Annotated in this window: 22 protein-coding genes and 1 pseudogene; 16 read left to right on the forward strand and 7 right to left on the reverse strand. The window is 60.3% G+C overall.

Translation table 11 applies throughout. From position 1 onward, the window contains the following. Nucleotides 1–98 precede the first annotated feature (98 nt). The 4 genes from otsB to NKI63_RS12295 form a co-directional block, all read right to left on the reverse strand. Nucleotides 99–941: a trehalose-phosphatase gene (otsB, locus tag NKI63_RS12280; RefSeq protein ID WP_352507304.1), complete on the reverse strand. Its 843-nt coding sequence runs from the start codon at nt 939–941 to the stop codon at nt 99–101. After that, on the reverse strand, nt 938–2719 hold the full coding sequence (locus NKI63_RS12285; protein WP_254817288.1) for an alpha,alpha-trehalose-phosphate synthase (UDP-forming): 1782 nt from the start codon (nt 2717–2719) through the stop codon (nt 938–940). The genes otsB and NKI63_RS12285 overlap by 4 nt, the downstream gene beginning before the upstream one ends. A 175-nt stretch (nt 2720–2894) precedes the next feature. After that, nucleotides 2895–5057 (reverse strand): amylo-alpha-1,6-glucosidase, encoded by a 2163-nt coding sequence (locus NKI63_RS12290; protein ID WP_352478897.1) that lies wholly within the window; start codon nt 5055–5057, stop codon nt 2895–2897. Between the two features lie 48 nt (nt 5058–5105). Further along, nucleotides 5106–6167: a glycosyltransferase family 4 protein gene (locus NKI63_RS12295; protein WP_352507303.1), complete on the reverse strand. Its 1062-nt coding sequence runs from the start codon at nt 6165–6167 to the stop codon at nt 5106–5108. Nucleotides 6168–6421: 254 nt separating this feature from the next. Between NKI63_RS12295 and NKI63_RS12300 the strand changes: the two genes are divergently transcribed. Beyond that, nucleotides 6422–6724 (forward strand): DUF982 domain-containing protein, encoded by a 303-nt coding sequence (locus tag NKI63_RS12300; protein ID WP_352507302.1) that lies wholly within the window; start codon nt 6422–6424, stop codon nt 6722–6724. Here the strand turns inward: NKI63_RS12300 and NKI63_RS12305 are convergent. Next, on the reverse strand, nt 6706–6936 hold the full coding sequence (locus NKI63_RS12305; protein WP_352507301.1) for a hypothetical protein: 231 nt from the start codon (nt 6934–6936) through the stop codon (nt 6706–6708). The genes NKI63_RS12300 and NKI63_RS12305 overlap by 19 nt on opposite strands. A 72-nt stretch (nt 6937–7008) precedes the next feature. On the opposite strand from NKI63_RS12305, the gene NKI63_RS12310 reads away from it, so the two are divergent. The 11 genes from NKI63_RS12310 to NKI63_RS12355 all read left to right on the forward strand — a co-directional run bounded on the left by NKI63_RS12310 (nt 7009) and on the right by NKI63_RS12355 (nt 17867). Beyond that, nucleotides 7009–7275, forward strand: coding sequence for a hypothetical protein (locus NKI63_RS12310; protein ID WP_352507300.1), 267 nt, complete (start codon nt 7009–7011; stop codon nt 7273–7275). A gap of 453 nt (nt 7276–7728) precedes the next feature. Beyond that, nucleotides 7729–7890 carry a hypothetical protein gene (locus tag NKI63_RS12315; protein WP_352507299.1) on the forward strand — a complete coding sequence of 54 codons (162 nt, stop codon included), beginning with the start codon at nt 7729–7731 and terminating at the stop codon, nt 7888–7890. A 249-nt stretch (nt 7891–8139) separates the two neighbouring features. Beyond that, nucleotides 8140–8364, forward strand: a complete 225-nt coding sequence (locus NKI63_RS12320; RefSeq protein WP_352507298.1) for a hypothetical protein — start codon at nt 8140–8142, stop codon at nt 8362–8364. A gap of 954 nt (nt 8365–9318) precedes the next feature. After that, nucleotides 9319–9630: a DUF6894 family protein gene (locus NKI63_RS30705; RefSeq protein WP_502896086.1), complete on the forward strand. Its 312-nt coding sequence runs from the start codon at nt 9319–9321 to the stop codon at nt 9628–9630. 329 nt (nt 9631–9959) lie between these two features. Further along, a complete protein-coding gene (locus tag NKI63_RS12325; protein ID WP_254817280.1) occupies nt 9960–10502 on the forward strand; it encodes a class I SAM-dependent methyltransferase in 543 nt (180 codons plus the stop codon). 311 nt (nt 10503–10813) lie between these two features. Continuing rightward, nucleotides 10814–12526: an ABC transporter ATP-binding protein gene (locus tag NKI63_RS12330; RefSeq protein WP_254817279.1), complete on the forward strand. Its 1713-nt coding sequence runs from the start codon at nt 10814–10816 to the stop codon at nt 12524–12526. Nucleotides 12527–12532: 6 nt separating this feature from the next. Further along, nucleotides 12533–13714, forward strand: a complete 1182-nt coding sequence (locus tag NKI63_RS12335) for a glycosyltransferase family 9 protein (RefSeq protein ID WP_352507296.1) — start codon at nt 12533–12535, stop codon at nt 13712–13714. Nucleotides 13715–13723: 9 nt separating this feature from the next. Further along, nucleotides 13724–14908, forward strand: coding sequence for a glycosyltransferase family 9 protein (locus NKI63_RS12340; RefSeq protein ID WP_352507294.1), 1185 nt, complete (start codon nt 13724–13726; stop codon nt 14906–14908). Further along, nucleotides 14898–16076 (forward strand): glycosyltransferase family 9 protein, encoded by a 1179-nt coding sequence (locus tag NKI63_RS12345; protein WP_352507293.1) that lies wholly within the window; start codon nt 14898–14900, stop codon nt 16074–16076. The genes NKI63_RS12340 and NKI63_RS12345 overlap by 11 nt, the downstream gene beginning before the upstream one ends. Before the next feature lie 301 nt (nt 16077–16377). Beyond that, on the forward strand, nt 16378–17157 hold the full coding sequence (locus NKI63_RS12350; protein WP_352688356.1) for a sulfotransferase domain-containing protein: 780 nt from the start codon (nt 16378–16380) through the stop codon (nt 17155–17157). Nucleotides 17158–17171: 14 nt separating this feature from the next. Next, a complete protein-coding gene (locus NKI63_RS12355) occupies nt 17172–17867 on the forward strand; it encodes a sulfotransferase family protein (RefSeq protein WP_352777871.1) in 696 nt (231 codons plus the stop codon). 29 nt (nt 17868–17896) lie between these two features. Here the strand turns inward: NKI63_RS12355 and NKI63_RS12360 are convergent, their stop codons facing one another. Beyond that, nucleotides 17897–18877, reverse strand: coding sequence for a glycosyltransferase family 2 protein (locus tag NKI63_RS12360; protein WP_352507290.1), 981 nt, complete (start codon nt 18875–18877; stop codon nt 17897–17899). A 219-nt stretch (nt 18878–19096) separates the two neighbouring features. Between NKI63_RS12360 and NKI63_RS12365 the strand changes: the two genes are divergently transcribed. From NKI63_RS12365 to NKI63_RS12380, 4 genes are all read left to right on the forward strand, one after another. Further along, on the forward strand, nt 19097–20260 hold the full coding sequence (locus NKI63_RS12365) for a glycosyltransferase family 4 protein (protein ID WP_352507289.1): 1164 nt from the start codon (nt 19097–19099) through the stop codon (nt 20258–20260). A 113-nt stretch (nt 20261–20373) separates the two neighbouring features. After that, on the forward strand, nt 20374–21147 hold the full coding sequence (locus NKI63_RS12370; protein ID WP_352507288.1) for a glycosyltransferase family 2 protein: 774 nt from the start codon (nt 20374–20376) through the stop codon (nt 21145–21147). Nucleotides 21148–21255: 108 nt separating this feature from the next. Then, nucleotides 21256–21978 carry a glycosyltransferase gene (locus tag NKI63_RS12375; protein WP_254817270.1) on the forward strand — a complete coding sequence of 241 codons (723 nt, stop codon included), beginning with the start codon at nt 21256–21258 and terminating at the stop codon, nt 21976–21978. Between the two features lie 227 nt (nt 21979–22205). Beyond that, nucleotides 22206–23243, forward strand: a complete 1038-nt coding sequence (locus NKI63_RS12380; protein WP_352507287.1) for a phosphatidylglycerol lysyltransferase domain-containing protein — start codon at nt 22206–22208, stop codon at nt 23241–23243. Between the two features lie 590 nt (nt 23244–23833). Here NKI63_RS12380 and NKI63_RS12385 read toward each other — a convergent pair. Continuing rightward, nucleotides 23834–24758: pseudogene (locus NKI63_RS12385) on the reverse strand (ABC transporter ATP-binding protein); the annotation flags it as partial. Between the last annotated feature and the right edge of the window lie 11 nt (nt 24759–24769).

The raw sequence follows: 24769 nt of genomic DNA on the forward strand, positions 1-24769 counted from the left end.
GCCTCCACGCATGGGAGCAGGTTAAGCCTGACGCAGGGGAACCGGCAAGCAGACGATTTGCCGGCTTTGGCCTTAAAGACATTCAATGAGAACCGCGCTTATCGGCCGGACGATGCCGTGGCTGCGATGTTGATCTTCGCCCTTGATTCGGTCTCTGCCTGCTTGTCGGCCGGTAGAGCACCGGAGACCGCCGATGTCTCGAAACTGGCCTTGAGCCAGGCTATTGCGCCGGTCACGTCGTCGAGGGCATAGTTTGCGGCCGTCGGCCCGTTCGGCTTCACACGGATGGAGATGCCGCCAATTTCATTGATCGCCTCGAAACCGTGTTCGTCCGATGTATCGTCTCCGAGGAATATCGGCCGCCGGCCGACAAAGGGCGGAATGTCCATAAAACGCCGGATGGCTGCACCTTTGACGGCTTCCAGGGGCATGAGCTCGACGCCGGCGTTTCCCGGAAGCACCCGATAACCCTTCGGAAGCCGGGCCAATGCCTGTTCGACGAGCTGGATTGCGGGCGCAAGCAGTTGCGGTGCTGCTCTTGTATGAACGGCAAGGACCGGCCCCTTGCGCTCGACATAGACCTTGCCGCTGCCCAGTTCGGCCTCGATCTCGTCGGCAAGGGCGGCGATGTCGGCCGGCGCGTCGGCGGCATCGATGGGACCCGTCGGCGTCAGCCGGTGCTCCAGCCCATATAGTCCGGCGATCCGCAGCTTCAGCGGATGGAACAGCTTGTCCACGGCGGGGATCGATCGGCCGGTGATGAAAGCGACCGCACCATCCAGCCGCCGCTCGATGCGTCCAAGCAGATTGCGCAATTCCTCGCCGACGAACACCGCGTCGGGATGGGCAGCGTGTTCCAGCAAGGTTCCGTCGATGTCGAGGAAGAGCGCCCATTGCCCTTCCGACAGGTTCAACGCCGGCGGTTGTTCAAAGCTTTTCACGATGCTGCCTTCCGTGCCCGCTCGAACATCGAGATGACGTTGTTGGTGTTCGATGGCGGGCGCTCGCCGGTTCCGGTCACCCTGTCGAGATCGCCGCGTTTGCGCAGGCGCGCGGCGTCCAGCAGCATGCTGCCGGCCCAGCGGTAGACGTTGTTGTCGCGGACCATCTCACGCATCGGCCGCAAACGTTCGCGCTGCTCTTCCGGCGTCATCGTCAGCGCCTGCAACAGCGCCTCGCTCATCATGGCCGCATCGTAGGGGTTAACGATCAGTGCTTCCAGCAGCTCGCGCGACGCACCGGCGAAGGTGCTGAGCAAAAGCACGCCCTGTTCGTCGTCGCGCGCTGCGACGAATTCCTTGGCGACAAGGTTCATGCCGTCATGCAGGCTGGTGACCATGCAGATGTCGGCGGCGCGATAGACCTCGTAGACCTGCTCCTGCCGATGATGTTCGGCGACCATCAGGATAGGACTGTATGTCTCGCTGCCATAGCGCCGGTTGAGCTCGTCGGCATAGCGGCGGCATTCGTCGTGGAGTTGCTGGTAGGCGGGCAATGTCCCCCGGCTCGGCGCCGCGATCTGCAGGAAAACCACCTTGCCTATCCATTCGGGATATTTCGTGAACAATTCGTCCAAGGCATGGAAGCGATCGAGAATGCCTTTCGTGTAGTCGAGGCGCTCGACTCCGATGCACAGTTTGGTATCCGCTGACAGGCCGAATCTGTCGCGGACACGGGCGCGGCACTCCTCGACAGACGGCAGTTTTGCCAGCAATTGGGCCGGCCATTCTATGGAAATGGGATAGGCGTGGACCAATGTGGTCTGCCCACCATAGGAGATTGCCGCGTCTGCCCGTTCGATCCGGCTCTCCAGAAAGCGGTCGACACTTTCGGTGAAGTTGTTGGCATGGAATTGGGTATGAAAGCCGATGATCGAACTGCCGAGCAGTCCCTCCAGGATCCGCTCACGCCACGGACAGATGCTGAACACTTCCGAATTGGGCCAGGGGATATGCCAGAAGGTGATGACTATCGCGTCCGGCAGGCGCTGGCGAATCATGCGCGGCAGCAGCGCAAAATGGTAGTCCTGCACTAGCACGATCGGCCGTTCGTTGCGGGCTTCGGCAACCACCGTATCGGCGAATTTGCGGTTGACGGCCTCGTAGGCGTCCCAGTCCGAGGCGCGAAACACGGGGCGGGTGAAGGCGATATGGCAAAGCGGCCATAGCCCCTCATTGGCGAAACCCAGATAATAGCCTTGATATTCCTCCTCCGTCAGCCAGACCCTGCGCAGCGTGTAGGACGGATTGCCTGGCGGCACCTGCACCCGGTCGTCCTTGTCGACTGTGAGGCGGTCTGCCGTGCCGCCGCCATAGGCGATCCAGGTGCCGGCACAGGCGCGGGTGATGGGCTCGAGTGCCGAAACCAGCCCGCTGGCCGGCACTAAAAGTTGCACGCCGTCATCCTTGATGTTGTGGATGTAGGGTTCGCGGTTGGACACGACGATGACCTGTGCGTCCGGCAGGTCATCGGCCAGGATCTTGCGCAAGGTGTCGGGCGACCACGTGACGAGTGCCGCATCGGCCGATTGGCCGTTCTTTTCGAACTCGCGCAGCACCTTGCGTGCCGCTTCCGACGCGACATCCTCGCTCGGCGTGTATGCGGCCGCCGTTGCGCGGCCGCGGCGCTGGCGGGATATCGATAGGAGAATGGCAAAAGCGGAAAAGCCAAAACTTGCAATCAGCAAAACCCAGAGCAGGTTTACAGTATAATCTGACATCGAATGTGATCTCGCCTCCGGCCGGCCGATAGCCGTTTCTGTTTGTTTTTCTGGTTCGCTGCCGTGTGACGACGACAGCATCCCCCGCTGCCCATTTTGCAACGCACAAAGAGGCTATCGGTTCCGGACGATTGCAATGCCGGGCATCATTTCGATGCGTCGCAGCGCGGCGGCATCAAGTGCGCACGATGAGCGGCACCATCCCCTCATACCGATCGGCGAGAAAGGCGACGACCCGGTCGCCGACACGCTGGAATGTGAGGTCGACCACCGTCGAGCCGACACCCAGATGCCGCAATGTCAGCGTGTCGATGCCGATCGGCAGCCTTGGGCGGGTGACCCGGATTTCGCTCTTCCAGCCGTCGATTTCGAGGCCAAGGCAGGCCTGCATCAGCATGAAGGCCGATCCCGCCGACCAGGCCTGCGGCAGGCACGCGACGGGATAGGCGATCGGCGCTTCGCCCGGCGACCGGGTAAAGCCGCAGAACAGTTCCGGCAGCCGCATGTTGAAATGGACAGCCGATTCGAACGTGCCGCTCATCAGCCGGACCACGCTGTCGCGCACGCCGTAACGTGCCAGGCCGGCACCGCACATGGCGGTGTCGTGCGGCCAGATCGAGCCATTGTGGTAGGACATCGGATTGAAGAATATCGCATCGTCGGCCAGCGTCCTCACTCCCCAACCAGAGTGGAACGACGCGGAGAGCAGCTGATCGGCGACCATCTGCGCCCGTTCCGGCTCGGGCAGCCCGACATAGAGAAGATGGCCGGCATTCGACGTCCGTACCTTGCAGAGCTCGCCTGCACCATCGATCGCCAGTGCATAGAAATTGAGATCGTCCATCCAGAAATGGCGTTCCACCGCGGCGCGCATGGTTTCGGCGCGTTCCTCCCAATGATCGGCCTTGTCGTCCTCGCCGCGGCGGCGGGCGAGCGCCGCCAGCCCACGGAACGCAGCAAAGACGTAGCCTTGCACCTCGACCAGGGCGATCGGCCCCTTGGGCATGCGGCCATCGGCATGGAAGACGGAATCGAAACTGTCCTTCCAGCCCTGGTTGGCGAGGCCGGTCTCGGCGCCGCGCTGGTAGGTAACGAAGCCGGTCGCGCGGCTTGTCTCTTCCGTCCATTCGGCCGCTGCACAGAGCGATGGCCACAGGCTGTCGACGAACGCCATGTCGCCGGTACGATCCGCATAGGCGCAAGCGAGATGAATGTAGAGCGGCGTGGTATCGACACCGCCGTAATAGCGGCCGAACGGGAGCTCCCGCAGCGCCGCCATCTCGCCCTTGCGGGTCTCGTGCATGATCTTGCCCGGCTGCGAATCGCTGAACGGCGACGTTTCGGTTGCCTGATGCTGGGCGAGAAAGGCAAGTACGCCGCGCGCCAGCCCAGGATTCAACCACAGCATCTGCAGTGCGGAAATCACCCCGTCACGGCCAAACGCCGTCGAGAACCAGGGTATGCCGGCATAGGGGTAAGGTCCGGTTGCAAGCTCGGTGGTCAGCAACGCCACGTCTGCGCGCGCGCGTTCGATCCAGTCGTTGAAGACGCGGCCGGAGCTGTGCACCGTCGCGCCGTGGCGGCGTTTGGCGCGCATGCCGAAGCGAGCGCGGGCGGCGGCAGCCCGAAAACGGTCGCGGTCGGGTGTCTCCGCCACCTCCGGGCCGACCTCGATATAGAGGACCTCGCTACTGCGCTTCGTCACCGCAACCAGGAAATCCGCACGGCTGGCGGTCAAATTGTCCGGCGCCTGCGAGAACGAGATCGCCGACAGGCGTACGAGCTGGTCCAGCCCGTCATATCGAAGCACCACGGATGTCGGACTGGTCTCGGCGGCGTGGGCTATTCCGCGCTTGAGCCGGGTCGAACCGCGCACCTCGAACATGTCGCGGAAATCTGCTGCGAAATGCAAGGAAACCCGAATGGCCGACGATTCCTGGCTGTAGTTCGAAAGGGTGATGCGCTCGAACAGCCGGTCCTGCCAAAGCAGCCTGACGCGTTCTATGTGGATCGCGCCCTGCGGAATGTCGCGGCCACCGACACTCTGGATCGGCAGATTGGTCAGGTTCGAGGTGAAAAGCACATTGTCCTGGCTGAGCGATGCGCCCAGCAGCGACATTTGCCGGCCACCGATCGTCAGCCGGAATTCCGAAAGCACACGCGTGTCGTCTCGGAAAAAGCCGTCGCCGGCGCCGCGGATGTCGCCATAAGCGTCGGCCACCGCGAAGCAGTCGCCTTGCTTGAGGGCGAACAGTCGGTGCGGCTCCCGGGGCGCAACCTCGTCGAGCGAGGCAAGGGCTACAGCGGGATCAAGCTTACGCTCGTCGAGTTGATTCATACGTCACAAGCTCTGTCGTTTCGTTTCCAACGTCCACAATGACGCCGATCAGGACGCTCTCGCTTCACCGGGAGTGCCGATCAGGCGCGCATAGGCAGTCACATAGTCGTGGGCCATTCTCGTGGCAGAAAAACGGTTTTCGAATACGGCTCTCACCTGTCGCCTGTCGAGGCGCAGCAATTCCGGTATCGAGGCGACAGCAGCATCGACTGAATCGACAAGGAAACCGGTCACGCCGTGGTCGATGATCTCCGGCAGGGCACCGCATTTCCAGGCGATCACCGGCGTGCCGCAGGCCATAGCCTCTATCGCGGCAAGACCGAACGGCTCCGGCCAATCGATCGGAAACAGCAGGCCGGCCGCCTTGCCGAGGAATTCCGCTTTTCTGTCCTCTTCGATCTCGCCGATGTAGTCGACACGGTCGCCGTCGATCAGCGGCTCGACCGTGTCGTGAAAAAAAGCGCGGTCGTCGTCGCCGATCTTTGCCGCAACCTTCAGTTTCAGCCCGGAGCGCAAGGCGATCTCAATGGCACGGTCCGGCCGCTTGTCGCGCGACAGCCGGCCCAGAAAGGCCAGATACGGCTCGTCCGCATCCGTCTCGAAAGTCGGCTCGTAGATATTGATCGGCAGCCCGTGATGGATGGTCGCCAGCCAATTGGCCGTGGGTAGCCCGGTTCTCTGGCTGCGCGAAATCGAGATCATCGGAAAGCGCGGAAAACGTTCGTAGGCCGGGGCCAGGTCGACATAGTCGAGCCTGCCATGCGGTGTCGTCACCGTGCGGTCAGGTATGTGTTCGAAGAAAGGAAAATGCAGGAAGTGGCTGAGATGGAAATGGATGATGTCGAACTGTTGCGCCCGGTTCCTCACCTCGGCGAGCATCGCGAGATGCGCCGCGGTTTCGGATTTGTGCGGGCGCGGATCGAGACGGAGCGCGCGCTCGCGACACGCCACCAATTTCGCCGATGTCTTGGTATCGCCGCTGGCGAACAGGGTCACGTCATGGCCAAGCTCGACCAATCCCTCGGTCAGATAGGAGACGATGCGCTCCGTCCCTCCATAGAACCGGGGTGGCACGGATTCATGGAGCGGCGCCACATGGGCTATTCTCATGTTTTGGCATTTCCCTCAAACAAGACTGTTCGTGGCATCGAAATGCATCAGCCGCGCTAACGTTCCCGTACCATAGCAAGATGTCATCCAATTGGGGCAAGATGTCATCCGATAGGGGCTGCCGGGCGTTTCCACCGCTGCTCGTCTGGTCCGGCCAACATTTTCCAAGCCAAGCCCTCTTTGCCGGGAACCAAAGCCCGGTTCGCGAGTTTAGTGGGGTTCGATCGCACGCAACCGGTCGACGGGGAGGAACGATGGACCGTTTGCAATTCTTTTCACCTGTGCGGATTTTGCGCGGACAGGGACAGCCCGTGGAGGAGATCGACAGCGTTGCCGAAGCAATGGCATTCTTGCGAAAATGGCCGGCCGGGCGGCGCGGGCCAGTTTACCAGTGCGCCGTGAATTGCTGCGCTGCTGCCATGGCCGGCCGGATGTCGGCCGAGGAAGCGCGAAAGGCTTTTACCGGCTTCGCACGGATCACCCGCCTGCTCGAGGGCGATCGGCCGTTGCCGATGAGCGGCGAGGAGCGGCATCGCGATCACGCGCTGAGGCGATAGGCGCGCCAACTGCCGCAGACCGTCAGATCACGGGTGGCATTCAGCCGGAGCGCCCGATCGGCGACCGACGCGCTTTTGCGAACAGACGCGTTCATGGCCTGCAAATGCACAGGCCAGCTTCTGTCGACGAGCATCGCGACAGCCAGCGCAAGACCAAGCAATCCTGCGGGGCCGGTGAGGGGCGCGGTCGCCGATTTCGGTTGGAGCGTCAAGCTACTACTCCCGTTGTTATGAGGATTGATTGCCGTTGGCGGCCGCCAGGTCGCCGGCATGGGTCAAGTAGAGTGGCCACCGCCGCTGGTACCGCCTGTTCCGCTGGTCGATCCGCCGCCGTCGATCCGCTGCTGCCGCCGCTCGAACCGCTGGAGCCGCTTGCGGCGCTGCTGCTTGTCCCATCGTTGCCGCTGCTGGACCCGCTACTGCCGTCATTGCCGCCGCTCGAAGCACCGCTGCCGCTTGATCCGCTGCTGCCGCTCGAGCCGCTGCGGCCACTCGAACTGCTTGTCCGCTCGAACCGCTGCTGCTTGAGCTGCCGATGGGCCCCTTGTTGACATTGTGCGGGGAGGGACGGTTGTTAGCGCCCTCGCTTACATTTTCGCAGGTGGATTTACGCTGATTTTTGGTGCCGAAGGCACTGGGTTCATTGCTCGCCTTCTGGCAGACCAACCTATGGCAAATCAAAGTCGCTTCGGTTGTCTTAGGCGTAAGGCCCGTGATGACTATTGCGGTTGTCGTGGCCGCCATGGCCATGATCGAGAACCGGAGTAAATTCCGAAAATTTTGCATAGATACCTCGCTTTCTGACGCCTCGCTTCTCGGGCTCGCGCCCAAAGCTTCCTCGCTGTCGAGTGGGTGTTTGCAACAGGGCCGCATACGGATCGCTTACGCCTCAGCGGTCGGGCTCAGGGGCGGGCATAGAAAGTTGGACGAAGCGCAGACAATGGTGCCGCATTGCGGTATTTCGACCGGAAGGGCCAAAGATGCATTTTTTGGGGGAATGGATAATGTCGAAACGGCTTAGACTGGTCCTGGGAACTGCCGGCGCAATCGCCGTCGCCATCGTCTGGGGGATCGTCGCGACGTTGATGGGGGTGCCATCGATTCTGATCACCGTAGGAGCGGTCGCGATCGGCGCAGGCATCTACAGCTATCAAAGCCGGAGCTGATCCGGTATCCGGCGACTGCAGCTTGGCCGAAAAATCGCACAGTCGCCGACTGCCTGCGGCAATGTTCAGTGTACGAATATTACCAACGACAGCGTTCTGTGGAACGAGTGGCCTCTCGAAGCTATTGTGTGACGGTCCGAGACCCCCGCCTCGGGCCATTGGGTCACCCAGCCGAGTGGTCCGCTGCTACCCAATGGCAGCGGACCTTTCACCCGGAAGACGGACATTGTGCCGAATCGAGGGAGAACGATGGTCGTTGACGAGATTGCAGCGCGGCGCCTGAAAATTCTGATCGAGCAATATATCGAGACCAGGAAGAGGCGCCACGATGAGGTTTCCACCGCAGCGGCTGAGATGGCGATCACGGCTGTCATGCCGAATTGCCCGGTCTCCGGAAAAGCCCTGGACGAAATGATTGCGGCATGTGCGTTCGAGCATGGGCTGGGGGTGCTGTTCGATCGACCTGACGCATGAAGGCCTGAATGCCATGAATCCCGATGTCAAAATCGTACAGTGCTGTCCTGTACGAATCCAACGCTGTTCCTGAGACCGCTCGCGACGACATAAACCAACCAGCCGGAGCAGGCATGCCGAGATATTTTTTCATTTCTGAAACAATGAGGTAGTGTCTCAGTTTGAATTCATTTTTTATCGGGCGGAAGATTGCCCGGCTTCATCTCGAAGGCATCACTGGCTGGCAGCCGCTCCGGCGGCTCCCGCGCCGCCTTGGATACCCAAACTTCGCTTGGGGTAGAATGACCGATCCATTTGCGCCAATGCGAGGCAAGCCAAATTGGCGATATTGCCATTGCGCCCTTTGCCCTCGCTTCCTTCGGCAAATAGACGAGACGTGGCCCGCGCCATAGCCGCTGCACCGGACAAGCCCTAGACCGGATGCTTCGAAGGTTTCAAACAGCATATATTCTCGGATCTCTTCGATTGGTGTTACTGCACGGAAGCGAAACACCGCGCCACGGTAGAGGAGATCGTTTTCATTTAATGAGCTCAGCGTGGTCCAAGTGAGCATCTTTTCTTTGCCTTCGCCGTTGTTCTTCTTGGAGGGGCCGAAGCCGGGCAAGCGTGGGCCGTACAAAAACGCGGCATCTAGCCGTCATCTTCGATAGTGCCGCCGACTTCATTTCGGAGCAATCGCAGCAGGCGCAATACGACTTGATCCTTCGGGTGGTGCCGACCGCTAACATCGACTTGGACATCCCCGTTGGCTTCCAAACTGACGTAGGCGATAGCATCGCCTCCACCGAGTCTGGGTAGCACCCAAGGGTGCCGTTGGCCGGGGAGTTGTCGGTCCAACTCCGCTTCAGTTTGGGCCTTCCCTATTGTCCCAACCAAGAAATATGACTTCATGCATTCTGATAGGCTGACCGGTCTCAAATTTCAAACTGAGACACTACCAACAATGACGGCCGCTTGACGGAAGATTTCGAGGGGCAGGACCTGGATGGCCTGTCTGCCGCCCAGGACAACGCCATGGCTTCGGCCAAGGAAATCCTGGCCGAGGGTCTGCTCAGCGGCAGCCCAGTCCTGACAGACCTTTCCTTCGAAATCTGCGACGAGAACCGGAAGCTGCTTTTCCGATTTCCCTTCTCGGAAGCTGCCGAAAAGGCCGGCGCTCGACCTTGTTGGCCAAAAAGCCCGGCAATGCGGGCGAGCTTTGATCGAGCCTGGCTGAAAAACCGCATCTCGCGGCAAGACGGTCGTTGGTGCAAATCAGCACCATAGGCAAATTAGTAGCATAGCTGCCGGCACAAAGCAAGAACAAACATGGCTTGCCTTGCCGAAAGGGCGTACGTTTCAGGAACTCGAGGGCAGGCCCGGGTAGGGGGCGCCAAGCGACATTGCGGTTTCCAACCGATGTGTCGATCTGTTGGGCTGATGTTCGTCAGCTTCCCGAAACGTCTTCGCAGGATGCTGTGATCAGGAGTTCCTTTCTCCCGCGGTTACGTTTACAGGACATTCTGGACAGTGTCGTTTGCGCGCCAGCAACTGGTCCGGGGCCAAGGCCCAGCGCACAGTCGTCCTCCGTCAAGGAAACCAGTCCGGCGCCGCTTTTGGAGAACAATGATTTGTGGTGGTCAAATAAGCAAAAGAGATTCAAGGGAACGTGGGACGACCGACTGGACGGCCTATTCTCAGCAGAGGTCGACTACGCCGGGAAGTCCATTCTCGATGTTGGCTGCAACATGGGTGTTGTCGCCTATGAGATATCCAAGCTAGGACCGAGTTCGATCCATGGGATCGACATTCTCAAGCCGCATATCGAGACGGCCAGGATGATCTTCCTGGGTTGTCCGGTTCAAAGCCGGTTCGATTGTCTCGATCTTGGCAGCCGGAAGCTGCAAAATGTTCTCCAACCGCAGTATGACATCGTCATGCTGCTGGCGGTCTACCATCACATGCAGTGGAGCCTCGGCGCGGACAAGGCGCGACGCGTGCTGTGCGATATCGCCAGGCGTGCTCAAACGATCGTTGCCCGCGTTCCTCCTGGCAAGGATAGAGAGATGATCGCGGTGCTTTCGGATGTGGGCTTTTCAATCAAAAGCAATCACACCTCGCCTCTTGGAAGCCATCTCATGGTCCTCGCGAAACACTGACCGGGCATAGCGCGGCCGACAGCGAATGGCGCAAGAGCCGCGTGGCTGGGTCCGCTATGCTCGTATGCGAGGAACCGACGGTCGTAAGCCGATGACGTGCAAGGGTCCGGTTCGGCATTGACTGCGGTCGGGAACGAAGCCACAGACAGGTGATCGAAACCGTTTCGCGCTTCAAGACAACACAAAGACCGGACGGGATCGCAACGGGCGGCGACGAGATGATTGCAAAGAAACGAGTGTCAACGGCCCCAGCATATCCGCTGATCAAGCGTCTGATTGGCGAAAATCTGCCGCCGCACAAGATGCTGTATGTGACAGGTTTGCTGTGCTCGATCGCTGCTGCTGCGGCGACCGGGGCAGCGGCCTGGATCATGAAAGTCATGATCAACACCATCTATGTCGAGCGAGACGCTGCCGCTGTATCGGGTATCAGCGTCGTCATTATCGGCATTTTCCTGGTCAAGGGCATAGCTGCCTACTGCCAGACCATCACCACGGGGAAGATTCGCCGGGCTATCGTTTCAGACCTTCAAAACCGTCAATTTTCCCGAATGGTGTATTTCGACATCAGCCGTTTCGCGAACCAGCATCCGGCAAAATTTATCTCCAAGATCATGTTCAACGCGCGCGCCGGGGCGACCGTTATTCTCACCCTCACGAGCAGCGCCGTCTCTGATCTGCTGACCCTGATTGCCTTGGCCAGCGTCATGGTCAAGCAGGACCCGGTAATGTCGCTAATATCCGTGGCGGTTCTGCCGATGCTGTTCCTGTCAGTCGGCGCGATAACCAGGAAGCTCAAGGCGCTGGCGAGGGGCGAGACGGAATTGGCCGCACAGGTCCAGTCGATCGGCACGGAAGCCGTCGAAGGCATCCGCACCATCAAGTCCTTCCAGCTCGAGGACAAGGCGGTTGCCAGCTTTGCAAAGGCCGTCCGCAAGATGGAAAGACGTGGCATCCAGATCAACCGGACGTCAGCATTGATGAGCCCATTGATGGAGACCGGCGGCGGCGTGATCATCGGGCTTTTCGTTATGTACGCCAGCTGGCAGACCCTCGGCAACGGCAAGACGCCCGGCGAATTCATGGCCTTCATTACCGCGTTCCTGCTTGCCTATGAGCCTGCCAAGCGGTTGGCCCGGGTCAATGTCGACATCCAGAAGCAAATGGTCGCCGTCGAACAGATGTATGATTTGATCGACACGCCCGAGCAGCGGCGACTTGCAATCGCGGGCGAGCGCCTGGCCGACGTCGATGGTGGTATCCGCTTTGAAGATGTGGCCTTTTCCTATGACGGCAACAGCCCGGCGCTCGAGGGTGTTTCCTTCGACGTGCGACCTCGTGAGAAGCTGGCGATCGTCGGCCGCTCCGGCGCCGGCAAGACCACCATCGTCAATCTGATCCTGCGCCTGATGGAGCCGGACAAGGGCAGGATCCTGATCGACGGAAAGGACATTTCGAAGATCAGCCTGGCCGACGTTCGCGATAATATCGCACTGGTGTCACAGGACGTCTTCCTGTTCGAAGGCTCGATCCGCGACAACATTCGCGACGGCCGCCCGAACGCCACGGATCAGGAAATCGAGTCCGCTGCGAACCTCGCCCGGGTCACCAGCTTCGCTTCGGCGCTCGAAAACGGGCTCGACACGCTTGTCGGGCCGAGCGGCACCAATCTGTCGGGCGGGCAGAAACAACGCGTCGCCATCGCACGCGCCCTGCTCAAGAATGCTGCGGTAATCGTCTATGATGAAGCGACATCGGCGCTTGACGGTGAAAACGAACGGGCAGTCATGGAGGCAGCCTTCGACAACACATTTCAGCGCACAGTGATCTGCATTGCGCACAGGCTGTCTACAATCAAGGCGGCCGATCGTATTCTCGTATTTGACGCCGGACAGCTTGTCGATGCTGGAACGCATGACCAGCTTGCCAAGCACAGCGAGATATATCGTTCGATATTCCACCTGGAGACGCCCGATCCGATGGTCGAAAGCGGCAAAAAGCTGCGGCAGAGCGTATTGCGCTGAAGGCCGATGACCAGCTTTTATCACGGTTCCTATGTTCGGTATGTGATTGGTGGACTGGGCCTTCAGGTGCGCCGGTACAAAAAGGCGGTGCGCAGGTTGTTTTCCGGCCCCAAGCAGCCGCGGTCCATTCTTGAGCTGCAAGCCAGGGTTGAGGCCCTGATCGTTCGCAGGGACTGGAAAGGCCTTGAAGCCGGTACCAATGAGATAGCTGTCGCGGCCGATCATAATCGCGACCCGGAGCTGATGCAGAAGGCGGGCCAGGCATTCGAACGGCTTGGCAACTTTGCGCGGGCAGCTGAGCTTCGGCTTTCCGCTCGCCGGCTGCGGAAAGGGAAAAGCGCGAACGAGTGGACCGGCGAGAATCTCGGATCGGATACACTGCTGATCGACCTTGTGGAGGATGACCCGCGCAGCCTTGGCCGGGTTATCCGCCACGCGCGACTGGCCGGCGCTGCCGCTGCCTATGCGCAAAGCGCAACAATCCGGGTCGAGCCGCGCCTGGTACCAATTCTGCAGCGAACGTTCCCGAAGGCGACCGTGGTCCCGGCGCAGCGGAATGTGGTCGCCAACAAACGTGCGACTTTCGAAGATCTCGCCTGGGTGTTCGGACGCGATGCCGAAAAGCTTGCTGCCGACTTCGTGCCGCTGCGGGCAGATCCTGAACACGTCGAGACATTCCGCAAGCGCTATCGGGCGATGACGGATCTGCCGCTGGTCGGCCTCTCCTGGGGCAGCAAATCCCACACCAAGGACGTGCCTGATTTTCCTGAATGGGCACGGTTCATCGCCCAGACACAAGCGACCTTCGTTTCGCTCCAGTACGGACAGATCAAGCCGGCGTTGCGGCGCCTTCGCAACGGCAATGAAGCGCGTCTGATCTTTGACGACGGCGTCGACCAGATGGTCGACATGGACGGTTTCGCGGCACAGGTCGCCGCACTCGATGCTGTCGTGACGATCAGCAATACGGCGGCCCATCTTGCCGGAGCCCTTGGCGTGCCGACTGTTTTCCTCATCGACGATAATTTTCAGACGGCATGGCCGGTGACCGGCGACCGGACACCCTGGTATCCGAAGGGCATTGTCATTCGCAAGGAGGGGCGCACTTGGTCGCTGGTGCTCGACGAGGCCGGCCGGCGGCTCTCATCGATCCTGACGGCGCTTTCCGACGCTCCCCGAGGACGATAGAACATCGCCGTGCAGAACAGACGAACCATCCTTCAGAAAGCAAAAACCGCCGATCTGCGCCCGCAAGGCGCCGCCGGCAAGCGGCTGCAGAAGGTTCTCGAGCGGGCAAAGGAACTTCTTAGACGTCCCTCGCGCCACGCCGACGAAAGTGCCGAAAGGCATATGAGGCTGATGGAGGAAAGCGTGCAGCGTGGTGACTGGCAAACTGCTCGCGACCATGCACTGGCGCTTGGCGCGCTTGGTGAGCAGCTTGGCGATCTCGGCCTGATCAAGAAAGCGGGGCGCGGACTGAGGCGTCTCGACGGCGGAAATCGCATCTGGCAGTTGATGGCGGCGAGCAAGCAGCGCGGCAGACCCGATTGGGATGGCAGTGATCTTGCGGGTCGCACGCTTCTCGTCGATCGTCGCGAAGGCGACCTGGCGATCTTTTTCCAGTTCGCGTCGCTGCTTGGTCCAGTCGTCGCGGCTGCCGGTCGATGCATCGTCTTCGTCGAGCCGCGACTGGCACCGCTTTATCGCAGAACATATCCTGCGCTCGATGTTAGGATTGAAGGGGAAGAGGACATGGCGGCAGTGGACGCCGATGTCGTTGCCGGTTTCGAGACACTCGCAAAGCATTTCTGGCCGGACGACCCGGCGGCACGCGCGCCCTTCGTTCCGCTGGAGCCGGACCGCCGACTGGTTGCCGAGCTGCGCGGCACCTATCTCGATGGCGGCCCAGGTCCGCTGATCGGATTTGCCTGGGGAAGCCTGAACAAGAGCAAGGATCTGCCGGCTCTGGACGATTGGCGGACGCTGTTCGGCAGCCTGCCGGGGCGCCTCGTCAGCTTGCAATATGGCGATGTCGGGCCGGCTCTCTCCGAGTTCGAGCGCCACGCGCCGGGCCGCATCATCCATGACGCTTCCGTCGACCAGTTGACGGACATGGACCGCTTTGCCGCCCAAATCGCGGCGCTCGACGCAGTGGTGACGGTCAGCAATACCGGCGCCAACCTGGCCGGAGCGCTCGGCGTGCCGACGGTTGTCATGCTCGACGACGGGTTTCGACTGTCCTGGCCTGCCTTCGGCGAGACCGTCGCCGCATATCCGAGCGTTCGACTGGTCCGAAAAGGCGGCCGAACCTGGGCGTCGGCAGTGCAGGAAGCAGGCGGACGGGTCATGCAAATCATCGGCGGAGCTGGCGATGGAAGGTAGCCTACTTCTCGGCCGGTTGCGCCGCGCTGTCGCGCTTGCAGGCTACAAATACAAGGTCTGGTTCCGACGTCACCGGCGGCAGCTCTTCCTTCGCTGGCGTGACGGCGACATTGCCGATCAGATGGCGGATTATCGGCGAAGCGTCGAGTCCCGCGATTGGCCGGCGGCACTGCCGAAAGCCCTGGCTCTTGGATCCATTGCGAAATCGAGGGGCGAGGTCCACCTGATCGACGAGCTCAGCAAGGCGCTGATGCGGATGGGCGCCTATGGCGCAGCCGCCGAACTCAGGATTGCACGACGCCACATCGTCAACGGCCGCGTCGATGGCGAGTGGCTGGGCCAGGATATTTCTGGCCAGACACTGCTGATCGATCTGATGGAAACCGAAAAGCAGGGTCTGGCCACCGCGATCCATCATGCCAGCTCCGTCGGCTGTGCCCTGGCGCGCGCCGCCCGTTCGATCGTCCTCGTCGAGCGCCGCCTGGTACCGCTCTTTCAGCGCACTTTTCCAACTGCCGATGTGCGGCCGGTCGGTGCTGGCGGCAAGGCCGTCTATGCCGAGGCGCAGGCCTTCGCCGGCGTCCAGCATCTGACTGCCGTTTTCGAGACCGACGAGGCGACGATCCGCGAGCATTTCGTGCCCCTTAAGCCGGATCCGGCCCGGGTCGCTGAACTTCGCGCCCGCTACCGGAAGGAAGGGCGGCCGTTGGTCGGTGTCGCATGGGGCAGCTCCAATCCCGGCAAAGACCTGCCGCCGCTTGCCGCCTGGCGAAACCTGATCGGCCGCCGGGACCTCCGGTTCGTCTCGCTGCAGTACGGCCAGATCGAGACCGATCTGAAGATCCTGACCGACGGTGAGCCGGAGCGCATTCTTTATGACAGATCGGTCGATCAGCTCGTCGACATGGACCTTTTCGCCGCGCAGGTTGCCGCGATGGACGCCGTGGTGACCATCAGCAATACCGGAGCGCATCTGGCGGGCGCGCTCGGCATCCCCTCGGTTTTCATTCTGGGCGACGGCTTCAAGCGCTCCTGGCCGGTCGAGGGCGACCGCACGCCCTACTATCCATCGGCCGTGCTGGTCTCGAAACGGGAACGCCCCTGGTCCGTGGTGATGAGCGAGGCCGAGGCCATCCTGGCGCCATGGATCACAAAAGTGAGTGGCTAATGCATGTCGTCCGAAAGCGCGTCACTGAATACGCATCGACGCGATCCGCATTAAGCGTTCGGCCGACGGATCGCGGAATGGAGCGCCCGTGTCGAACACTCGTCGCAACAGGCCAAAAAACATAAGGCATTCCGAACCGGGATATAGTAAAGGCCAATTCGCCCCGCAGAGGATCGCAATTCTTGCCGGCATTTCTGCCTTGTGTTCGAATCAGCCGTAGGCTTAGGCGCCCAGTAATGGGGTTGGTCTGGCCTGCAGCGGTTCGGGCGCCAGCTCTGATAATCTAAAGGAGGTCTCTCCCATGTCCTTTCTAAAATTTTTCCAGGCCAAAGCGCCGCCTCTTCCTCTTATCGTATCCTTTCCAAAATCAGGGCGCACGTGGCTGCGTGTCATGCTGGACGATCTCGGAGTTGAAGTTCAATACATTCACGACGGAACCGACCACAAGTTACTTCGACCAAAATCGAGCCTCAAGGAGAATAAATCTCGATACAAGAAGAGAAGAACAATAATGCTTGTTCGCGATCCAAGAGATACGGTGGTCTCAGGGTACTTTCAGGTTCAGAAGCGCCACATGCTTCCAGCCGGATCGTTCAGTGATTTTATCAGAAGCGACAATCATGGGATTGAAAAGATCATCAGATTCAATCTGCATTGGTTCGCGGCCATGCCCCGGATGCGCGAAATCCGGTATCTTCAATATGAAGATATGCATCGGGATACGGCTGGTGTCCTTCGCGCGATCCTTGGATTCCTGAACCAGCAGGCTGACGATCAGACGCTTGTCGACGTGGCGAACAACCGAACCTTCGACAAGATGAAAGTGAGTGAATCGACCGGTGATCTGTCCGATCGATACGGCAAGATATTACAGCCGCGCGATGCGAATGATCCCGAAAGCTTCAAGGTGCGCAAGGGTAAGATAGGCGGTTACGGCGAATATCTTTCCGAGAACGACGTGGCCTATTGTGACGAGCAGTTAGCCAAGTTCGAATATTGGGAGAAGCTGGACAAGGTCTTTAGCACGAACGGCTTGTGCTACGCTCGCGTCGATAACCGCGCCCGGGTCGCCTTGGGTTAGGGGGCATTGCCGACATGGTGATGCGGACCGGATTCATTTGCGGCTGCGGCCATAGCGGGACGACGTTGATTGCGACGATCCTTGCGTCGCATCCTGACGTCTACCTGCCGCTTCAGGAAACCAACATTTTCTTCAAGTGGACGCCACTGGCCATGTTCCGCTTCTGGAAACTGAAGCGGGCGGCGCGCGAGGCTGGAAAGAACGTGCTGCTTGAAAAGACGCCGCGGCATATCCGCCGTGTGGCCCGCATTCGCCGGCTCGTGCCCGGCGCGCGTTTCATCATGCCGGTGCGAGACGGGCGCGACGTCGTGGCGTCGCTGACGAAACGACTTGACGACCCACAGGAGGCTCTCGACCGCTGGATCAACGATAATGCGCTGGTTCTCGCGGAACGGGGAAAGCCGGATGTGCTGATCTATCGCTATGAGGATCTGGTCGAGAAACCGGCCAAAGTGGTCGAGCAGATATGCGGCTTTCTTGATGTGACCTTCAGCCCGGATCTCCTCGACTACCACAAGAACCCGCAGCAATGGTTCAAGCCGACCGACGCCAGCGTCGAGACGCCACACGAGGTGCTCCGGAACCACCAGGTCAATCAGCCAATCTATGACGGGAGCGGGAGATGGCGCTCCGAACTTGGAAACGCCGAGTTACAGGACCTGGTACAAGGACGAGGTGCCCAGCTCATGAAAGCGTTCGGTTATGCATGATGTTGGTTCGGCATCTGCCGGAGTGCCGTCTACCAATCAATTTTGTCGATCAAACCCGTTTGGAATAGGCTGTGAGCGCCTTCGTACAGCATTGACTGTTCGCTCATCGCGCTGAGAGCGGCTTTACCGCTCGATACCTCATGATACTGGCGATATTTGGAAGCGCCGTTCCAATACTGACCTTCCGCCACCGCGACCTGCGCCTTGTCGTTGAAATCGGCGAAGAACTTGAAATGAAGCAGGCCGGCCAATCCCTTTATATAGTTTCGCCAGTAGGGCAGCGGTGCGTGAATCGACGTAAAAATCGTCTGGCGATCAACATATATCAGAGGAAACTTGGTCAACTTGTGCTGCCTGGCGAAAAGCCGGGTCCTCGGGCCGCCTGTGATCTTGAGATGCCGGGGGCTCCTCGTCACCTCATAGCCGCTGCCGTCGAAATGGTCCGCAACCTGCCATGGCGGCACGATGGGATCGAAGGGTACGTCCCAGATGTTTCCGCTCGGATACATGTCGATCATCGGCGCCAGCAGGCGTGTCATTCCGCGCCGCTTGAGCCAGGCGGCCATCGCGCCGAGCGGATTCTGATCCATGCCGTCATAGACAAGATATTCGTCCGCATCGACGGTCAGATACCAGCGAGGCTGACCATAAATCTGCACAAGACGCTGCCGCCAAAGGTTTCCCAGGTCCGACTGAGAATAGGTGAGCGGCGAGCTGAATAGATCGACATCTGGCTGCTCGGCCAGAAGCTCAGCTGTTCCGTCGGTTGAGCGATCATCGAGGACGGCGAATCTGGTGACGCCGAGCTCGCGATAGTGCTTCAGGAACGGGCGCAGCCTGTCCGCCTCGTTGCGGATGACGAGGATCAAAGGCAGGTCATTCGCTTTAAGGGGCGTTATCGGCCGTAGCGATGACACTTCTGCCCGCCTTCCGAAGGTGCGTCTCAGCCGATATATGGCGGTGTCGGTAATCGTCCGGCGGACAATGGCGGGCCAGGTTGCTTTGCTCAAGCCGTCGCTTCCCCCTCATAGCGGTCACTACCCGGCTGGCGCTGATCCGCTGTTTGCAGTTAATTTCTACATGCAGCACCGTCAGGCAAATCGCAAGCAGTCGCGGACAATGGACACAGGCCTGTTCTGAGTTCCGCGAGTGAGCCTTCCAACTGTTGCCGATGCGCGCTGGCCTCTATAGACATCGTCAGATGGCAACAAGGCCGGAGCCCTGACCCAATGCATGCCGGCATTCGTGGCATCGAAAATCAATTCGACAGGCCGATCCTGTTCGTGCGCCAGCGTTATGCGCCCTTTGGGGGCGGCGAGATCATGCTGGAAAACATCATGGCCGCATTTGCCGCGCGTCAGCGGCCGGTGGCCGTGCTCTCGGGTGACTGGCCGCGCTATGAAGGCGTAGAATTCATCCATTGCGCCGGCCGCCGCTTTCCGCGTTCGCTGCGGGCGGCGTCCTTTGCTCAAGCCGCCTGCCGCAAGATCGCCGAGATGCCACCGGCGCTGGTGCAGAGCAACGATCGCCTCCCGTGCTGCGATGTTTTCCGGGCCGGGGAGGGCGTTCATGCCGCCTATCTTGCCGAACGGCGGCGTTTCGAGACGCGGCTCGGCAGGGCGGCAATGGCGCTGAGCCCCTTTCACCGCCAGACGCTGCGCCTCGAGCGCGCAACCTATGCCAGTCCACGGCTCAAAGCTGTCATAGCGATTTCGAAGATGGTCGCCGAGGACATTGTCCGTCACTATGATTATCCGGCCGAAAATGTGCACCATATTCCCAACGGGGTGGATCTCGACCGCTTCAATCCGCAACTGCGCCAACAGCATCGGGCCGCGGTCCGCGCGCAGCTCGACGTCGACGAAAACAGGCCGGTCGTCCTGTTTGTCGGCTCGGGCTTTGCGCGAAAAGGACTGCTTGCACTGATGAAGGCTGTCGCCAGGCTCGATGGCGAGCCGGAATTGTGGGTCATCGGCCATGATTCGCGCGCCAACGCCTTCAGGCAGGCCGGTAACAGGCTCGGTCTCGGCGCACGGCTCAAGATGCTGGGGCCGCAGAAAGACATGCTGCCGTGGTACGGCGCGGCCGATATTGCCGTGCTGCCTTCCATCTATGATCCTTTCGGCACAGTGGTCATCGAAGCGATGGCCAGCGGCTTGCCCGCCGTGGTAAGCACCGGCTGTGGAGCGCGCGAGCTTGTCGAGCGGTTCGAGCCGACGCTCGTTTGCGATGCGGCCAGCGAACGTGACCTCGCAGCAGCGCTCGCCCACGCGCTGCAGTTGGCGTCACGACCTGAAACCGGAGCCCGGGTGAGAGTGGCGGCCGAACACTATGATTTCAATGTCATGATCAAGCGAATGATGGCGCTGTATGAAAGCCTTGATCTGAAATGATTTTCGACTTTGTTGAATTAGATTAGTACCCTCAATGTGCTAACGGGCCGGGAGCCGATGCTGCAGATGCATTCGAATGACAGTGGCAGCTTTGATGCCGGAACCTTCTGACCGTGCCGGCGCTCTCGGTCATTATCATCACCCGCAACGAGGAGGCGTCCATCGCGCGCTGCCTTCGCTCGGTGGATTTTGCAGACGAAATCATCGTTCTCGACAATGACAGCAGCGACAGCACCAGGGAGATTGCCGGTGACTTGGGGGCCAAGGTTTTGATGACCCTTGATTGGCCCGGTTTCGGCGCGCAAAAAAACCGTGCGCTGGCCGCGGCAAGGGGCGATTGGATCCTCTCGCTGGATGCCGATGAGTGGGTGGAGGCGCCGCTCGGCACGGAAATCAGGGCCGTAATCGCCGACCCAAAAGCCTATGACGGCTTCGAAATACCGAGAAGATCGCGCTTTTGCGGGCACATTGTCCGCCATAGTGGCTGGTCGCCCGATCTAGTGCTCAGGCTCTTCCGTCGCCGCTCCGGGCGCTTCAGCGACGACACCGTGCACGAGAAAGTAGTGTTGAACGGAAAGGTCGGGCGATTGTCCCAGCCGATCGAGCACGACTCGATCACCGACCTGGCAGATGCCCACGACAAGATCGGCCGGTACGCAGAAGCATCCGCCGCGCAGCTGCTTGCCGAGGGCAAAAAAAGCTCGATAGGCAAGGCAGTTTTGCGTTCCGTCTGGGCCTATGTGCGCAGCTATATTTTCCGGCTGGGATTTCTGGACGGTTCCATTGGTGCGATGGTGGCCGCGTATTCGGCCAGCTACACCTATCAGAAATGGGCGCGTGTCGCATTGGGAATGCGAGGCCGGGTCCACCCAAAAAAGCAAGGCTGAGGCCAGGACAAATCTGTGAGAAACCGGCTCGGTTGACCGCAATTGTTGCCGAGCCATCGCCAACTAGTTAGTGTACGACCGATAAAATCGAAAGCCAGGGTAGTGAATATGACTGATGCGTTTAGGGTATTTATCGGATGGGACAGCCGTGAGCCGATCGCGTACGACGTCGCGCGACACTCGCTGCTCAAACATGCGTCGGCGCCTGTCTCCGTCATTCCGATCAAACAAGACGAGATGCGTGCCCGCCGGCTGTATTGGCGGGAAAAAGATCCACTCGCCTCGACGGAGTTCACTTACACGCGCTTCCTCACGCCTTTTCTCGCCGACTACACGGGCTGGGCCCTGTTTTGTGATTGCGATTTCCTGTGGCTTGGTGACGTCGCAGGCCTGCTGAAATATACGGACTCGGACAAGGCGGTCTATTGCGTCCAGCATGACTATACGCCGAAGGCCACAACCAAGATGGATGGCGTGGTCCAGACATCCTATCCTCGGAAAAACTGGTCGTCGCTGATGCTGTTCAATTGCGCGCATCCTTCGGTCAAATCGCTCACGCCAGAGGTCGTGAATCAGGAAAGTGGCGCCTATCTTCACCGAATGCAGTGGGTTGCCGACAAAGATTTGGGTTCATTGCCGGTAGAGTGGAATTGGCTCGAAGGCTGGAACGAAAAGCCTGCTGTCGGCACACCTAAGGCGGTCCACTATACGAGCGGCGGCCCGTGGTTTGCCGAGTGGCAGAATGTCGACTATGCCGACTTGTGGATAGCAGAACGCGACGAGTTCCTGGCTTCCGATCAGGCAGAATCTTCTCAGAGCGCAGTTCGATAAGAGCATCGTGTTTGGCAGGTGACCTGGGCGCTTCCGAAGTGGCATCGGCGTCGGCAACAACGCGTGGTGCCGCCTCGGGGCGGGACCGGGGCAGATTGCGCCTAGGAATCTGGCGGTTCCGGCTGGGGAAGCATGACGCGCTGAGATAAGGATCAGCTCGCGGCAATATGATCGGTTTGGGGTCCGTCAGCTCTTTCATCGGCCTAGCCGGCACGCGAAAGTCGACCATGTCGTCACTGCGAAGACGCCTCGATCGTTTCCTGGAAAACCGCGGGCGTAAAATACCGCGGCTGCGGCTGAACCATGTCGAGCGCCTGTTGCTGGTCCGTCGCCATGGTGATTTTTCCCTTGCCTATTCGACCGCCGTGCAGAAGGGGCTTCACTACTTCGGCGATGCCCAGGGCTACATCGCTTACGGAACCAAAACGCGACATCACTTCGCGCTCGGTGATCCAATGGCTGCCCCGGCCGATCGGCGCGACTATATCGAACGTTTCATCGAGGTTGCCGGCAGCCCGTGGTTCGTGCAGATCGGCGAACAGACGGCGCACGTGCTTGCCGGACTTGGCTATCAGGTCAACCGCCTCGGCGTCGACACCAGGCTTGTCCTGCCCGGCCACGACTTTTCCGGAAAGCGCAATGAGACAGTGCGTTATTCCGAACGCTGGCTCTTGAGGAAGGGGTTTTCCTTCGCGGAGGACAATGGGACCGTCTTCCTCGACGAGATTGCCAGGCTCTCCCAGAATTGGCGGGCCGACCGCATCGTCAAGCGCTGGGAGATGAGGTTTCTCAACAGGCCTTTTGCCGATCACCTTGGCGTCGATATGCGCCGTTTCGTCCTGCACGGTCCGGATGGAGAGCTCGTGGCCTTGCTGGATTTCGATCCGCTGTTCAGCGACGGCAAGGTCATCGGCTACACCACGTCGTTCAAGCGCAAGCACATCGATGCCTCGGCGCATGCCGAGATCGGCCTGACCAAATTCGCGGTCGACCGCTTTCGCGACGAAGGTGTTTCCGTGGTCACCCTCGGCCTGTCGCCGCTTGTCGAAATCGGACCTAGCGGGTTTGCCGAAAGCGATTTCTGGCGGCGCGCCTTCCAGCGTGCCTATGAATCGCCGTGGGTCAATCGCACCCGCTTCAACCTGCAGGGGCAGGCGGCCTTCAAGCGCCGGTTCCATGGTGTCGAAGAGCCGACCTATCTCGCCTTTCGCAAAGGGACCTTTTTCGAAGCGCTTTCTTTGCTCCGGCTGATCAGGGCCGTCTAGTGCCTGGTGGATGAGGGCTCGTCATCTCCCAGCATGGTCGACACCACGCCGGCCAGGCTTGGTTCTTTAGGTGGGAAAGGAATGCGCGGCGGGAGCAAAAAGACCGGCTGCGACGCGCCGGACCATTCTGCTGCGTCCCCCAGTCCCGCCGGCTACTTTTGGCAGCACGAGAACGGCTCCGCATCAGCGCGCGCCAAGGGGCGGATTCACGGTTGCTGCTGCGTACCGCCAGGAATAACGAGAGTACCCTGGCCCGGCCTTGAGTATCTGAAGCCTATGAAGAACAAAGCAACGATGATCAAACAAATGACGATGACCGCGACGACGCTGCCAGGATGGTGTCCGGTATCTGGCGGTTGGACCATTGCCTTCCCGTATGGCTATCGCCGCTGACCTTCTTCATCTTCCAACCGAGCATGACGACTGTCAATGGATACACGAGCTACCCCCGCCATCCAATCAGCAGCCGGTAGTGTCGAACACGTTACGCGCTTGCCGACCGAAGCTGATGATGGACCGAACCACAACTTATCCTAAGCACGCCTCCATCGCTGCGAAGCGTTGAAGGGCGGCGATCCACCGCGGCTTAGTCAGGCCGGAAACAGGAATGCAGCAGCCGGATCGAAAAAGACCTGCCGGGTGCAGGGCGACACATCCTGCGATTGCATGGCGGCGGAGGTCGGCCTGATGTCAACCTCCTGCCCAGCGGCGATGCGCGCGACGATCCGCCGGCGCTAGCCGTAAAATGCGATGTCGACGATCTCGACATTCAGTTCCGCGCTCGCCGGGCTCCGCTCCATGCTAAAGGCTTCGGGCCGGATCATCAGGCCTGGTCTTCTGGCCTTTGCCGAACGTGCCGTTGGCCCTGACTCCGGATATGACCCAACAGTCTGTCATGCGGATCGTTGTCGTGCCGTTGGTGGTGCCGAGATGTTCGGCAGCAAGGAAATTGGAATTGCCGGTGAAGCCGGCAACGGAATCGGTCGCCGGCCTGAGATAGAGATCCTCGCCGGTGCCGGTCTGCTCGATGCGGCCATCCTTGAACAGGGCGATTCGGTCCGACAGATGCAGCGCCTCTTCCTGATCGTGGGTGACGTAGAGAATAGTGACGCCGGTCTGGCGATGGATGCGGCGGATTTCGCCCTGGATTTCCTCGCAGCTTCTTGTCGAGCGCCGACAATGGCTCGTCCATCAAAAGGATCGGACGATCGTAGGCCAGCGCCCGGGCCAGCGCGACGCGTTGCTGCTGGCCGCCCGACAGCGCACCGGGTAAGCGCCCGGCAAAGCTTTCGAGCCGCACCAGGGCCAGCATGTCGGCGACCTTTTTCTTCACCTCGGTGTCCGGCCGGCGGCGAACCCGCAGCGGAAAAGCGACGGTTTCGGCCACCGTCAGATGCGGAACAGCGTGTAGCGTTGGAAGACCATGCCGATGTTGTGCTTGTGCGAAGGCACTGCAAGCAGTGATTTTCCTTCCAGCAAGACATCGCCGGAAGTCGGGTCCTGAAAGCCGGCGATCACCGAAATGA

The organism is Mesorhizobium sp. M0410 (genome assembly GCF_040321435.1).
Classification (GTDB): Bacteria; Pseudomonadota; Alphaproteobacteria; order Rhizobiales; family Rhizobiaceae; genus Mesorhizobium.

Coding starts and splice junctions, on each gene's coding strand:
- NKI63_RS12335 (WP_352507296.1), top strand. CDS start 12,533: ATGACCAGCTTTTATCACGGTTCCTATGTTCGGTATGTGATTGGTGGA.
- NKI63_RS12355 (WP_352777871.1), top strand. CDS start 17,172: ATGGTGATGCGGACCGGATTCATTTGCGGCTGCGGCCATAGCGGGACG.
- NKI63_RS12290 (WP_352478897.1), bottom strand. CDS start 5,057: ATGAATCAACTCGACGAGCGTAAGCTTGATCCCGCTGTAGCCCTTGCC.
- NKI63_RS12365 (WP_352507289.1), top strand. CDS start 19,097: ATGCATGCCGGCATTCGTGGCATCGAAAATCAATTCGACAGGCCGATC.
- NKI63_RS12345 (WP_352507293.1), top strand. CDS start 14,898: ATGGAAGGTAGCCTACTTCTCGGCCGGTTGCGCCGCGCTGTCGCGCTT.
- NKI63_RS12295 (WP_352507303.1), bottom strand. CDS start 6,167: ATGAGAATAGCCCATGTGGCGCCGCTCCATGAATCCGTGCCACCCCGG.
- NKI63_RS12315 (WP_352507299.1), top strand. CDS start 7,729: ATGTCGAAACGGCTTAGACTGGTCCTGGGAACTGCCGGCGCAATCGCC.
- NKI63_RS12375 (WP_254817270.1), top strand. CDS start 21,256: ATGACTGATGCGTTTAGGGTATTTATCGGATGGGACAGCCGTGAGCCG.
- NKI63_RS12380 (WP_352507287.1), top strand. CDS start 22,206: ATGTCGTCACTGCGAAGACGCCTCGATCGTTTCCTGGAAAACCGCGGG.
- NKI63_RS12320 (WP_352507298.1), top strand. CDS start 8,140: ATGGTCGTTGACGAGATTGCAGCGCGGCGCCTGAAAATTCTGATCGAG.
- NKI63_RS12285 (WP_254817288.1), bottom strand. CDS start 2,719: ATGTCAGATTATACTGTAAACCTGCTCTGGGTTTTGCTGATTGCAAGT.
- NKI63_RS12300 (WP_352507302.1), top strand. CDS start 6,422: ATGGACCGTTTGCAATTCTTTTCACCTGTGCGGATTTTGCGCGGACAG.
- NKI63_RS12350 (WP_352688356.1), top strand. CDS start 16,378: ATGTCCTTTCTAAAATTTTTCCAGGCCAAAGCGCCGCCTCTTCCTCTT.